Annotated in this window: 7 protein-coding genes; 1 reads left to right on the forward strand and 6 read right to left on the reverse strand. The window is 74.3% G+C overall.

Annotated elements, in window-relative coordinates:
• The first annotated feature begins 154 nt into the window (after positions 1–154).
• Positions 155–5,206 carry an FmdB family zinc ribbon protein gene (locus CLT71_RS16790; protein ID WP_101367943.1) on the forward strand — a complete coding sequence of 1,684 codons (5,052 nt, stop codon included), beginning with the start codon at positions 155–157 and terminating at the stop codon, positions 5,204–5,206.
• A gap of 60 nt (positions 5,207–5,266) precedes the next feature.
• Here the strand turns inward: CLT71_RS16790 and purE are convergent, their stop codons facing one another.
• The 6 genes from purE to CLT71_RS16820 all read right to left on the reverse strand — a co-directional run bounded on the left by purE (position 5,267) and on the right by CLT71_RS16820 (position 13,794).
• Entirely contained in the window at positions 5,267–5,740 is a 474-nt protein-coding gene (gene purE, locus CLT71_RS16795) for a 5-(carboxyamino)imidazole ribonucleotide mutase (RefSeq protein WP_101367944.1), read from the reverse strand.
• Between the two features lie 29 nt (positions 5,741–5,769).
• Positions 5,770–6,945 (reverse strand): 5-(carboxyamino)imidazole ribonucleotide synthase, encoded by a 1,176-nt coding sequence (locus tag CLT71_RS16800; RefSeq protein WP_101367945.1) that lies wholly within the window; start codon positions 6,943–6,945, stop codon positions 5,770–5,772.
• A gap of 13 nt (positions 6,946–6,958) precedes the next feature.
• Positions 6,959–8,959 carry a thioredoxin domain-containing protein gene (locus tag CLT71_RS16805; protein ID WP_101367946.1) on the reverse strand — a complete coding sequence of 667 codons (2,001 nt, stop codon included), beginning with the start codon at positions 8,957–8,959 and terminating at the stop codon, positions 6,959–6,961.
• Positions 8,960–9,062: 103 nt separating this feature from the next.
• On the reverse strand, positions 9,063–10,472 hold the full coding sequence (locus CLT71_RS16810) for a hypothetical protein (RefSeq protein WP_486483302.1): 1,410 nt from the start codon (positions 10,470–10,472) through the stop codon (positions 9,063–9,065).
• 68 nt (positions 10,473–10,540) lie between these two features.
• On the reverse strand, positions 10,541–13,303 hold the full coding sequence (locus tag CLT71_RS38040; protein ID WP_486483303.1) for an EAL domain-containing protein: 2,763 nt from the start codon (positions 13,301–13,303) through the stop codon (positions 10,541–10,543).
• Between the two features lie 185 nt (positions 13,304–13,488).
• Entirely contained in the window at positions 13,489–13,794 is a 306-nt protein-coding gene (locus CLT71_RS16820; protein WP_101367948.1) for a hypothetical protein, read from the reverse strand.
• Between the last annotated feature and the right edge of the window lie 17 nt (positions 13,795–13,811).

The following is a 13,811-nucleotide window of genomic DNA, read 5'->3' on the forward strand; positions in this document are numbered from 1 at the left end:
CCGGCCGTGGACCCGACCAGGTCCACGGCCGGCCTTTTAGGATCTCCTCAGCCGGGTTTCGCACGCGACCGGGGGCTGTTCAACTGCAGCCTCCCGTGGGCATGCTTCGGTGTAAGCCCGTGATGCGGCCTGCGCGCCGGCTGGAGGGGGTGCCGTGAGTACGACGTACCAGTGCTCCTCGTGCGGCCGGGAGATCGAGCCGGCACCACACTGCCCGCACTGCGGGACCGAGCAGCTCCAGTGGGCCGACGACGTCGCCCGGATCGAGCGCTCCATCGCCGAGATGAAGATCCGCGAGGCGGCGCTCGCCAGGGAGCAGAAGACGATCGCCTCGCAGATGCAGGCGGCGCTCTTCCAGCGGGACATCCTGTCGCACGCGGCGGACCAGCGCCGCAAGCAGAACACCAAGCCGCGCCGGGTGCTCCGGCGCAAGGCCAACCGCCGCCCACCGACCGCCGCGCCCGGCACCTCCCCCGGCGCGGCACCGCCCCGGGTACCCCGGCAGCCGAGGGGCGGCGGCCCCGACCGGACGACACCCACCGCACCGCCCCCACCACCGCCACCACCACCGCCGGGCGCGGAACCGAGCTGGGACGACGGTAAGGCCCGCCCCGAGGCGTCCACCCGCGAGGTGCAGAACATCCTGCTCGGGCTCGGTGCGCTGCTGCTCGGCATCGCGGCGGTGGTCTTCGTCGCCGTCGCGCTCAGCTCGCTCGACGACTTCAGTCGGGTCGCGATCCTGGTGCTGGCCACCGCGCTGATGCTGGCCGTACCGCCCCGGGTGGCCGCGCGCGGGCTGAGCGCCACCGCCGAGACAATCGCGGCGGTCGGGCTGCTGCTGGTGCCGCTGACCGGGTACTCGCTCTGGACAGTCGACCGGTTCGGCGACAGCGGGCTGCCCGGGTCGCTCTTCGCCGGGCTGACCTTCCTGTTCACCGCCGCCGTCGCCGCCGGGTACGCCTCGGTGACCGGGCTGAACGCACCCCGCTACGCGGCCGTACTCGCCGTGCAGCCGATCCTGCCGCTGCTGGCGTACGACTTCGTCACCGGGCCGGCCGGCTGGGCAGCCGTACTCGCGGCGGTGGCGGTCGGCAACCTCTACCTCAGCCGGCTCTTCGGCGACGACGGCCGACTCACCGGCTGGCCGGCCCGGTTCCGGTTCGGACCCGAGGTGCCGGTGGCCGCCCCACCCGGCACGCCGAGAACCCGCCCCGACGACCGGCCGGGACGGGTGGACGGCGACCCGGCCGACCAGGGCCCGGATCGGCCGGAGACCTTCCCCGAAGAGGCGGACGCGGTCGTCCAGGCCGATCCGGCGCTGGGCGGTCCGGCCCCGGGCGGTCCGGTGAAGGTGGCCCGCACCCCGGGCGGCCGGTCGACGACCCGCACCCCCTGGGTCCGGGAACTCACCTGGACGCTGCACGGGCTGGCCTTCGCCGTCGCCGTGGTCTGCGCGGTCATCGCGCTGGTGAACGCCGACACCGTACCCGCTGCGGCCCGGGCCGGCCTGGCGCTGCTGCTCGCCGCCGGGGTCGGCATGGTCGGTGCGCTGGTGCTGCGCCGGCCACCCCTGCCGGACATCGCCGCCGGGATCCTCACCCTGGCGGTGATCGGTGCCGCCGGCCGGGTCGCCGCGGTCGCCCTGCCGGGGCGGGCACTCGTGGTGATCGCCGCCGTCATCGCGCTGACCGGGCTCGGCGTACGCGCGGTGCCCGAGACCGCCCGACGCGGGCCACAGCTGGCGTCCGCCGCCGCACTGATCGTGATCGGCATCGTGGTGGCCGGCGGGGCGCTGCGGGCCGCCCTGGCTCCGATCCGGGCCGCGCTCCCGGTCTGGGAGGCCGACCTCTCCGAGTACCCCGGAAAGCTCGCCGCCGGGGTCGGCGACACCTCCTGGCAGCTCGCCGTCACCGCCCTGCTGCTCACCATCGCCGCGGTGCTCTCCTCGCCGCCGGAGGTGCGCCGCGAGTTCGCCGTGGTCGGCGCGGCGCTCACCGCACTCGCCATGCCGGCCTCGTTCGGGTTCGGCTGGGTCGCCGCCCCCTGGCCACCGGTGCTGGTCGCGATCGGCATCGGGCTGATCGGGCTGACCGCCGAGACCAGGCGGGCCGCGCTTACCCACGCCGTGGCCGCCGCAGTGGTGGGACTCGCCGGGGCAGCCGCCTCGGTCGCCCGCCCCGGGCTGACCGCGGCGGTACTCTTCGCGCTCGCCGTCGGAGGTGCGCTTGTCGCGCTCGCCCCGCTCGCCCGGACGACTCCGGCGGGCCGGTGGTCCGGTCTGGTCGGCGACTGGGCGGCCGGCGGGGCGGCGTTCGCCTTCCCCGGTGCGGTGGCGGCCTTCGTCGCCTCGGCGGTACCCGTCGACCCCACCCCGACCGCCCTGTCGGTGCGGGAGGCCACCGAACCGGTCCTCGCCGCCAGCTTCCTCGCCGTCTGCGCGGTGCTCTGCTACGCGGCGGTGACCCAGGTGGCCCAACGGCAGATCAGCGTGCCGCTGGCCGTCGGCACCGGCCTCGGCACGCTCGCGGTCACCGCGGCGGCCTTCGGCGCACCCGGCGCCACCCTGCCGGACGCCCTGGTCGGCGGACTGCTGCTGGTCAGCGCGATACTCCTGGTGCTGGCGCCGTCGATCGACTCCGGCCGGCGGGCGGACCGGCTGCTCGACGGCTCGGACATCGCCGCCGCGGCGGTCACCGCGGCCCTGGTCGGCACCCTCGCCCGGATCGCCGGCATCCTCGGCGACGGCGCCGAACTGGCCGCCGCCGCCTTCCTCATCCTGGTGGTGGCCGCCGGAATCCGGGCCATGCCGGCCGACTGGCGGCGCGGACCGGTCCTCGGCATCGCGCTCACCGGCGGTCTCGTCGCACTGCTCGCCGGCTGGACGGCGATCAGCGGCGGACTCCAGGTGCTGGCCACCCCGGGCCGGCTCTGGGCGGCCGACCTCGCGCAGTGGCACGTCAGCGAGACAGGTACCGGCTGGCAGGCTCCGGTCGCCCTGCTCCTGCTGGCCGGTGCCGCCACCATCGCCCTGCCCCGACCGTGGTCGTACGACGTCGCGGCCGTCTGTGTCGGACTCGCCACCATCGGCACCCCGGCGGCGTTCGGGCTGCCCTGGTGGTCCCCGATCGTGGTCGGCGGGGCGGTCGCCACCGTCTACGGGGTGAGTTCGGTCGTCGCCACCGATCCACGGGCCGGGCTGGCCCGGGCCACAGTGGCCGGAGCGGTCGCGCTGCACGCGGTCGGGGCGAGCCTGGTGCGGCCGTGGACCACCGCCGCCGCGCTCGGCATCGTCGCGCTGATCGGCGCCGTCGTCGCCGCCCTCGCCCGGATCGTCGGCACCCTCTCCAGCCCGGCGGACGAGGCCGACACCTGGTCGATGCCGCCGCAGCCCGCCCAGATCGGCGGGCTCGCCGCCGGTGGGGCGCTCTTCGCGTTCAGCGGGGCGCTCGCCTCGCTCACCGCCGCGCTGCACCGGCCGGCCGAGGTGGTGGTGCTGGCCACCCTCGCCGGGGCGAGCCTCGGCGTCGCGGTGGTCGGACTGGTCCGCCGCCAGGTCCCGCAGTACCTCCCGTACGCCACGATGGGCATCGTCGGCGGCGCGACCGCGACCTCGGTGGCGGCGCTCTTCACCGGCCTGCCCTGGGGCGTCTACGCCGCCGCGGCCGTACTGCTCGGAGTGCTCGCCGAGCTGATCCGGGCGGTCACCCCGGCACCCACCCCGCTGCGGGAGCCGATCCGGCGCTGGTCGGTGATGCTCGGCGGGGCGTTGCGCCGGCTGCCCGAGCCGACCCGGGGCGGCCGCTGGTCGGTCAGCCCTGCCGTCGGGGCGATGCTCGCGGCGGCCCTGCCCACCGCACTGGCCGTGGCCGCGCTGGCTCCCGCCCTGGTGGTGGCGTTGTTCGAGCCGTACCAGACGCTCACCCGGATCTGGGACGGGCCGCCGGCCGCACTCGTCGACCCGGATCGCGGTGCCGTCGACCCCGGCAACGTGTTGGCGGCCCTGCTGCTGACCATCGCGGCCGGGCTGGCCGCCACCGGGTTCAGCGGCGGCCGGCCGGCCCGGGCCGTACCGGTGGTGCTTCCCGGAGCCGCGATCACCCTGCTGATCACCCCGATCTCGCTCGACCTGGCCTGGCCGAACAGCACCCTCGCCGCGCTCGCGGTCTTCACCATGGCGATGCTGGGGCTGGCCCTGACCCCGCCGCCGCCGGACGCCGAGGTGGCCCGGTCACTGCGGTTGACCCGGATCCTGGTCTTCGCCATCGGGTTGGCCGCCGGTGGCGCGGGGTTGGCCGGTGCACTGGCCAACCGGGAGCTGACGCTGTTCACCCTGGGCGCGGCGGTGGGAGTCGGCGCGGTCGGCGCGCTGGGCGGCCGCACCCAGAACGCCCGCATCCTCGGCTGGCTCTTCGCCTCGGTGATGGCGCAGACCTTCGTCTTCACCCTCGGGCTGGTGCTCGGGCTCGACCCGGCCTGGTCCGCGTTCGGGGTACTGGCGGTCGGTGCGGTGCTGCTGCTGGTCGCGGCGATGCTGCCCCGACTGCGCCGCCCGGAGGCGATGCGCGAGGCGACCACTGTGGAGTGGAGCGGATATGCCGCAGCACTCGTCGCCGCCGCGCTCGCCTACGACTCACCCAGGCACATCGCCGCACTGCTCGCCGCCTGGGGCGCCGTACTCGGGATGGCGGCGATCCGGCCGTACCGCCGTACCGCCGAGCGGCGCGCACTCTTCTGGTCGGCGGTCGGCTGCGAGGTCGTCGCCTGGTGGCTGCTGATGGCGCTCGCCGACGTCGCGCTGCCGGAGGCGTACACGCTGGTGTTCGCCGTACTGGCCCTGCTGGTCGGTCTGCTCGAACTGCGGCACCGCTCCGACCTGAGCAGTTGGGTGGCGTACGGGCCGGCACTGGTGGCCGCGTTCCTGCCGACCCTGGTGATCGTGCTGTTCGGCAACGACAGCGCTCTGCGGCAGGTGTTGCTGCTGCTCGGCGGGGTCGCCACGCTGATCTGGGGCTCCAACCGGCGGCAGCAGGCTCCGGTGATCATCGGGGCGGTGGTCACCGCGCTGGCCGCGCTGCGCGCCCTGTTCAGTTTCGGGCCGTGGCTGGTGCTGATCCCGGTCGGTCTGCTGCTGCTGGCGTTCGGAGCCAACAACGAGAACCGCCGTCGTACCCAGGAACGCTTCCGGGCGGTACGCGGCATGCGCTGAGGTGTAAGGAAGGGCCCCCTGTTATCGCTTTCTGCGGTAGAAGGGCCCCCTCCTAACCCATCAGCGAGCAAGCGAGGCGCGCAGCGCAGCTTCCTTCTGCGCGACAAGTGTCTCCAGCTCGGCCTGGTACGCCACCATCCGGTTCCGGAGCGTCTCGTCCGAGGCGGCCAGGATGCGTACGGCCAGCAGGCCGGCGTTGCGGCCGTTGCCGATCGACACGGTCGCCACCGGGATGCCGGCCGGCATCTGCACGATGGAGAGCAGCGAGTCCAACCCGTCGAGGTGCTTGAGCGGCACCGGCACCCCGATCACCGGCAGCGGGGTGGCCGAGGCCACCATTCCGGGGAGCGCGGCGGCGCCACCCGCCCCCGCGATGATCACCCGGATGCCCCGGTCGACGGCGGTACGGGCGTAGTCGATCATCTTCACCGGAGTCCTGTGCGCCGACACCACCCCGACCTCGTACCCGACGCCGAACTCGGCCAGCGCCTCGGCGGCCGCGCCCATCACCGGCCAGTCCGAGTCGCTGCCCATGATCAGACCAACCGGCGGCGCCGACTCCGTCACTCGTGTCCCTCCCGTAGCCACCAGGCGGCCCTGACCGCCCGGGCACGTACCTTCTCCAGATCGTCACCGAGCACCGTGACGTGCCCGATCTTGCGGCCCGGCCGGACCTGCTTGCCGTAGAGGTGCACCTTGGCGCCCGGATCCTCGGCGAAGAGGTGGTGCAGCCGCTCGTCGATCGACATGCCGCCGTCCGGGCCGCCGAGCACGTTCGCCATCACCACCACCGGGGCGGCCAGCGCGGTGTCCCCCATCGGGTAGTCGAGCACCGCCCGCAGGTGCTGCTCGAACTGGGAGGTCCGGGAGCCCTCGATCGTCCAGTGCCCCGAGTTGTGCGGTCGCATCGCCAGCTCGTTGACGACAAGCGCCGGCTCGCCGTCCGGGCCGGTCACCTCGAAGAGCTCCACCGCCAGCAGCCCGACCACCCCGAGCGCGGTGGCCAGGTCGATCGCGAGCTGCTGGGCCCGCAGCGCCACCTCCTCCGGCAGCCGGGGCGCCGGTGCCAGCACCTCGACGCAGATGCCGTCCCGCTGCACGGTCTCCACCACCGGGTACGCCGCCACCTGGCCGAACGGCGAGCGGGCGACCTGTACCGCCAGCTCCCGGCGCAGCGCCACCCGCTCCTCGGCGATCAGCTCGGTGCCGGCGTCCCGCAGCGTGCGGACCAGCTCGGCAGCCTCGTCCGCGCCGGAGACGACCCAGACGCCCCGGCCGTCGTAGCCGCCCCGAGCCGCCTTGAGGATCACCGGCCAGCCCGACTCACTGCTGAAATCGACCAGATCGCCCGGTTCGGCGATCGGCCGCCAGCGCGGCACCGGGGCGCCCAGCTCGGTCAGCCGCTCCCGCATCACCCGCTTGTCCTGCGCGTGCAGCAGCGCGTCGGCGGGCGGATAGACGGTCACCCCGGCCTCGGCGAGCGCCCGGACGTGCCCGGTCGGCACGTGCTCGTGGTCGAAGGTGACCACGTCACAGCCGTCGGCGAAGTCGCGCAGCGCGGCAAGATCGGTGTGCTGGCCGTACCGGACGTCGGCGGCGACAAGCGCGGCACCGTCCTCGGGAGTGAGCGCCAGCACGCGGAGCGACTGGCCGAGAGCGATCGCGGCCTGGTGGGTCATCCGGGCCAGTTGGCCGCCGCCCACCATGCCGACAACGGGCAGACCCGTGCGGGAATCCATAGCGCGGGCAAGCCTAACTCCCAGCGACGCCAAGCTGCGCGAGCAGGGCCTCCGGGGAGGTGACCGGGCGGTCGCAGACGAAGCCTCGGCAGACGTAGACGGTCGGCCCGCCCTCGATCATGGGCCGGTCGGCGAGCAGCGGTACGCCGGGCTGGTCCGGCTCGCCGGCCACCACCACCGCACCGGGCGGGGCGTGCCGGTGCGCCAGCGCCAGCAGCGGGTCACCGGCCGGCTCGGCGGTGACCACCGCTATCTCGTACGGGCCGGAGAGCAGCGCCTCGCCGACCGTGGCGGCGTACCCGGTGAACCGGGCGTGCCGGGCGACGATCGGCGCGACGGTCTCCAGCGCCGCCACCGCCGCCTCCCGGTACCGCACCTGCCCGCCCAGCGCCGAGTACGCCACAAGCGCCGCCGCCACCGCCGACAACCCGGACGGGGTGGCGTTGTCGGTCGGGTCGGCCGGCCGACTGACCAGCTGCTCCGCGTCGTCGGCGGTGTCGTAGAACCCGCCCTGGCCGGTGCCGAACCGCTCCAGGGCGACGTCCAGCAGCGACCCGGCCAGCTCCAGCCAACGCCCGTCGCCGGTGAACTGGTGCACCGCACAGAACGCCTCGGCGACGCAGCCGTAGTCCTCGAGCACCCCGGCCGGCTCGCCGACCTGCCCGTCCCGGGAGACCCGGCGCAGTCGCCCGTCGACGATGTGCCGCTCCGCCAGCACCTCGGCGATCCGCACCGCCGCCGCCCCGGCGACCGGGTCGGCGGTGAGGGTGGCGTACTCGACCAGGGCGGTGACGGCCAGCCCGTTCCAGGCGGCCACGACCTTGTCGTCCCGGGCCGGCTGCGGCCGGCGGTCGCGTACCTCCCGGAGGGCGGCCCGGACCCGCTGCCAGCGTTCCTGGATCTCCGGGTCGGCGTCGTCGACGTCCCTGGCCAGCCGGAGCACGCTGGTGCCGTGCTCGAAGGTTCCCGCCTCGGTGACCGCGAGGAGGTCGGCGGCCCACCGGCCGTCGTCGGGGCCGAGCGCCTCGACGAGCTGCGCCGGGGTCCAGGCGTAGGTGGCGCCCTCCACGCCCTCGGTGTCGGCGTCCAGCGCCGAGGCCAGCCCGCCGGCCGGAGTGCCGAGGTCGTCGAGGAGGAACGCAGCGGTCTCGGCGGCGACCCGGGCCGCCAGCGGGTCCCCGGTGAGCCGCCAGAGCTGGGTGTAGACCCGCAGCAGCAGCGCGTTGTCGTAGAGCATCTTCTCGAAGTGCGGCACCGTCCAGTGCCCGTCCACCGAATACCTGGCGAAGCCGCCGGCGAGCTGGTCGTAGATGCCGCCCCGGGCCATCGCCTCGCAGGTGTGCCGGACGATCTCCAGGTCGCGGGCCGCGCCGGTGCGCTGGTGGTGGCGGAGCAGGAAGAGCAGGTTCATCTGCGGCGGGAACTTGGGCGCGCCGCCGAAGCCGCCGTTGGTCTCGTCGTACTCGTTCGCGAGCTGTTCGGCGGCGGCGTCGAGCGTCTCGGCGGTGAGCGGGGCGCGCGGCCCGCCCACGGCCTGGGCGCCGGCCAGCGCCTCGACCACGGCGGCGCCCTGCCGCAGTACCGCCTCACGCTGCCCGGTCCACGCCTCGGTCACCGACTGGAGCAGCCGGACGAAGTTGGCCTTGGGAAAGTAGGTGCCGCAGAAGAACGGGGTGCCGTCCGGGGCGGCGAAGACCGTCATCGGCCAGCCGCCCTGCCCGGTCATCGCCTGGGTGGCGGTCATGTAGACCGCGTCGACGTCCGGGCGCTCCTCCCGGTCAACCTTGATCGCGACGAAGTTCTCGTTGACCAGTTTGCCGACCGCTTCGTCCTCGAACGACTCGTGCGCCATCACGTGGCACCAGTGGCAGGCCGCGTAGCCGACCGAGATCAGCACGGGTACGTCCCGGCGGCGCGCCTCGGCGAACGCCTCCGGTGTCCAGGGCCACCAGTCGACCGGATTGTCCTTGTGCTGGAGCAGGTAGGGGCTGGTCGCGTCGGCCAGTCGATTCACCCGACGACCATAACCGCTGTGCCGGTACGCCGCTCGGCGCTCGGGCGGGCGGGTCTGCCGCCGTACGGGTGGGACGGCCGGGCGCGCGTCATCCGGGCGTGCGTTATCCGGGCGCGGGGAGCGTACGGCAGAGCGCCTGCGGGAAGTCCGGCCGCACGGTCGACACGTCGGCGCAGCCCGGGGCGGTGGTCCGGAGCAGGGTCCGCCAGCCGCCCGAGGTGAACCGGAGGAAGTACCGGTACCGGGCCGGCGGCGCCGAGCAGCCGGGACGCCCGCCGGCACCGCACTGGGTGCTGTTCAGGTCGAGCGTCATCACCAGCCAGGTGCCGTCGCACCCCTCCACCTTCCGGGAGCTGTTCCGGGGTACGTCCATCCCCTTGATCGCCGCGATCACCCAGGTCGAGTCGCAGTGGTCGGCCGGTGGCGTGCAGCCGAGATCGGCGGAGCAGCGCCGGTAACCGGTACCGCCCGGCGCCCACGGCTGCTCGTTGAGCACCACGATCCGGTCCCCGACCGGCTTGGCCGAGGTCAGCCGGACCACCCCGGGCGCCCGGGTCGGGCAGCCGCCGACCTGTCCGGTCCCGGCCGAGTCGACAACGAGGCTGGCGTAGATCATCCCGTTCTCCTCGGAGTACCAGCCGACCCGCGGGTTCCGGGCGCAGTCCGGGCCACCGGCCGGCACCGCCACGTCGACCAGCAGGGTGCGCGGGTTCGGGCCGCGCCGCAGGCCCGTCACCTCCGCCTGGTACGTCCCCCAGGTCGCCGGGCCGGTCGCGGTGGTCGGCGGCACCGGGGTACCCCGACTGCCACCGGCCCGGGTCAGCGCCGTACCGCCCAGCCCGGAGGCGGTGGTCGGGTCGCCGTTGCGCGTCCTGGTGCCGGTGACGAGTACCGCCACCAGGTAGTCCCCGGCCACCCCCACGTAGTACGCGTCCGTCGCGTCACCGCCGGAGTACGAGCGCAGGAGCAGCACTCCGGCGCTGTCCTCGGCGAGCACCCTCCAGTCCTCGCCCTCGGCCGGGCGGCCGCACCGGGACAGCTCGTCCCGGAGCGCCGCCATCGCGCCGTCGGCGAGCCCGGCCGGATAGCGGCCGACGTGCTGGTAGACCCGGTACTGCCCCATCGTCGCGTTGATCGCCCGCTCCGCCAGCGGCTCCGGGCGGCCCGGACCGCCCCCAGCCGGACCACTCGGCGGGGCCGGCGACGACGAGCCGCTCCCGGCCGGACCAGTCGACGGAGTGGCCGGCGACGACGAGCCGCTCGCAGCCGGGCCACCCGGCGGGGTGGCCGGCGACGACGGGCCACCCGGCGTGCCGGCGCAGGGCCGGGGCGGCAGCGAGTGCGGCGCCTCCGGGCCACCGGCGGAGATCTTCGCGCCGCCCAGGTCACTGCTGCGCAGCAGCACCCGGTCGGGGATCTCCGTTGGCCCGCCCGGCGCACCGGGTCCGGCGCAGCCGAGCAGCAGTGCTCCGACGGTCAGGAGTACTCCCGGGGCAAACGTCATCCGGCGCATCGACACAGTGTGCGGTACGGCCGCCGGTTGCGACCGGGCCCGGATACTCAGTCGAACCGGCCGACCGGCTAGGAGGCGCCGTCGGCGCGCAGCGGCAGGATCCGGGCCTGCGCGGAGTCGAGCAGCGACCGGAGCACGGCGACGATCTTGTCCGACGGCATCGGCCGGAAGAAGTGGTAGCCCTGCGCGGCCGTGCAGCCCAGCTCGGCGAGGGCGGCCCGCTGGTCGGCGGTCTCCACTCCCTCGGCGACCACCCGCAATCCCAGCTCGCGACCGAGGTCCACGGTGGTCCGGACGATCGCCGCCGCCTCCGGGGACTCCGCCATCTTCATCACGAAGGAGCGGTCGACCTTGAGTTCGTCCACCGAGATCCGGGTCAGGAAGGTGAGCGAGGAGAAGCCGGTGCCGAAGTCGTCGACGGCCAGTTGCACGCCCATCGCGCGCAGCGCGGAGAGCACCTCGTCGATGACCTCCAGCTCGCTCATCACCACCGTCTCGGTGATCTCCAGTACCAGCCGGTGCGCCGGCACCTGGTGCCGGCGCAGCGACTCGGCCACCTCGGCCGGCAGCCTCGGGTCGAGCAGGCTGCGCGCCGACAGGTTGATCGAGATGGGTACGTCGAGACCGTGCCGGGCCCAGTCGGCCGCGACCCCCAGCGCCTTGTCCACCACATAGCGGGTGAAGGCGCCGAGCAGTTCACTGCCCTCGATGGTCCGGACGAAGTCGGCCGGGGTGAGCCGGCCGCGCCGCGGGTGCCGCCAGCGGATCAGCGCCTCCACCCCGGTCGGCTCGCCGGTGCAGAGGTCGACTGCCGGCTGGAGCGCGAGTTCGAGCTGGTCGTCGACGTCAAGCGCCTCGCGCAACTCGGCGAGCAGGGCGAGCTTGTCGGTGCTGGCCGCGTCCCGGGCGCTGTCGTACGACGCGACGCTGCCGCCACCCTGCTTCGCCTGGTACATCGCGATGTCGGCCCGGCGCAGCAGCTCGGTCATGTCGGCCGTACCCGCACCGGCCACCACCACCCCGACGGAGACCTCGACCGACATCCGCACCCCGGCCACCTCGATCGGGGTGGCGAGCAGCTCGACGATCTCCCGGGCCCGGCGCAGTACGTTCGGCATCGGCGACCGGTCGCTGGCCGGCTCGGCCAGTACGGCCGGGGAGGGGATCAACAGTGCGAACTCGTCACCGCCGAGCCGGCCCAGCAGCTCGCCGGGGCGGACCAGTGCGTCCAGCCGGTCGGCGGTCACCTGGAGCAACTCGTCGCCGGCCGCGTGTCCCAGGGTGTCGTTCACCTCTTTGAAGTGGTTGATGTCGAGCAGCAGCAGGGCCACCGGGTGGTCGTGGCCGAGCTGGTGCAACGCGACGTCACCCTTGCTCAGCAGGGCCGCCCGGTTGATCAGGTTGGTGAGCGCGTCGTGCACCGCCTCGTACGACGACCGGGCCGTCACCAGCCGGAGCTGCCGGTGCGTCGCCGCGTCGTGTAGGGCCGCTGCCAGCGCGTCGCCGAACGCCGAGAGCGCGTCCTGCTCCCGCTGGCTCGGCGGGGCGGAGCGGGGGAACCGGACCCGCAGCTCGCCGACCGGGGAGGTGCCGACCACCAGCGGCCGGACCAGTTCCTGTTCGGTCCGCCCGGTCATCGCCAGGGTCGGCCCGGTGCCGGCCCGGTTGCCGCCGGCGCCACCGGCACCCCGGCCGCCCGGGAGGTCGCCGCCGACCTGGCTGGCGGCCAGGTCCAGACCGAGCCGGCTGGCGAACGGCAGCCGGCCAGTTCCGTCGTCCGGCGTCACCGGGGATCCGGCCCGGTCGCCGCTGTCGGCCCGCTCGGCGGTGGTCAGGTCGCGGTGCACCACCGGACCACCCGGCTCGCCACGGTAGCGCCGCCACCTGCCGTCGCCGCGCCGCACGTCCACCTCGACCCAGTCCGCGCCGAACAGGGCCAGCGGGCCGGCCACCCCGGCGGTCGCGACGTCGTGCTCGTCGAGCTGGTTGAGCGCGCCGGTGGCCTCGGCAAGGGCCCGCCAGGCGCGCCGCTCGTCGTCGGCCCGGAGCCGCTGACTGTACGTCTGCTGGAGCAGCCACAGCACCGGCGGCAGGAAGAGCAGCCAGCGCGGGTCGTACTCGACCACGGCTACCACGGCCAGCCCGACGAAGACGTTGCCGACGAACATCAGCAACTTGCCCTGTAGGGCGCGCAGCAGCGCCGGCCAGAGCCGCTCACCGTGCCGCAGCGACAGAGTGAGCCCGGCCAGCCCTGCGGTGACCAGCAGATACGTCATCGACCCGACCGCGAGGGCGGCGATGAGCTGTGGGGTCACCTCGGTGACGAGACGGGTGCCGAGCACCTCCGGCACGCTCGTGCCCAGCGTGGCGGCGACGGTGAGCGCGACCGTGACGGCGAGCGCGACGGAGATGGCCAGCGCGGCGGCGGTGTGTACGACGTCCAGCGGCGATCGCCGGTCCACGAAGATCGTCAGCAACGTCCAGGCCAGGATCGCGCCGAGCAGGGCGGCGGCGGGCAGCCAGCCGGGTGGGACCAGGGAGAGACCGATGATGAAGGACGCCTCGCCCCAGGTGACGCTCACCCGGCCCGAACCGACCCGGAACCGCAGCCGGAAGAGCTGTGCCGTGGCCATCACGGCGGTGGCGATGCCGAGCCGGGCCATCGCCGGCAGCGGGTCGTCGGCGGGCAGGTCGGTGGGGATGAGCAGACCGGTCGCGACGAGGATCACCGCGACGGGCAGGACGGTGAAGGTGAGCACGCGCACCCGACGGGGTGCCGACGCGATGCCGACCAGGGCGAGGAAGCGCCCGGACCGACGCCCGGACGTCACGGATCGCCGCCGTTCGCCGGTGGCCGCCTCGGGACGTGGCCGTGCCGCAATCGGCGCTGGGCGTCGGGTCTGCTTCTCATCGGCGCCCCCTCCCGCGCACGGTGCGGGGACTTTTGGTCCCCCGGCGGAAGGCTAAGCCAATCCGATTGAGCGCAACAGGGGGCGCCTGGCCGGATTAGCGTGAATCATGGCGCCGACTGGCTGTTCCTGCCCTGTTGGGAGGCACTGGGAGCGCTTCCACCAGATTCCTCCGGCGCAGCCGGGTCGGCAGCCTCCTCCGCGCGGTCCGGGCCGGCCGCCGACGGCTCGTCGTCCCGCTGGTGCGGGAAGCGGTCGGGCAGCCGGCGCAACCGGGCGTTCATGTTACGGATCAGCAGCACCGTGGCGATCGCCAGCACGACGATCAGGAAGAGACCCATCGGTCCGGCCAGGCCCCCGGTCCGGGTGTCACCGAAGTTGTTCTCCGCGAGCACCTGCGCAGCGGTAAGCATGACTGGAATCCTCCGAT

The organism is Plantactinospora sp. CNZ320, from assembly GCF_002846275.1.

What these genes read in the sequence shown, in the direction of transcription:
- purE (WP_101367944.1), bottom strand. Translation starts at nt 5,740, where the DNA reads ATGGGCAGCGACTCGGACTGGCCGGTGATGGGCGCGGCCGCCGAGGCG.
- CLT71_RS16800 (WP_101367945.1), bottom strand. Translation starts at nt 6,945, where the DNA reads ATGGATTCCCGCACGGGTCTGCCCGTTGTCGGCATGGTGGGCGGCGGC.
- CLT71_RS16810 (WP_486483302.1), bottom strand. Translation starts at nt 10,472, where the DNA reads ATGCGCCGGATGACGTTTGCCCCGGGAGTACTCCTGACCGTCGGAGCA.
- CLT71_RS16820 (WP_101367948.1), bottom strand. Translation starts at nt 13,794, where the DNA reads ATGCTTACCGCTGCGCAGGTGCTCGCGGAGAACAACTTCGGTGACACC.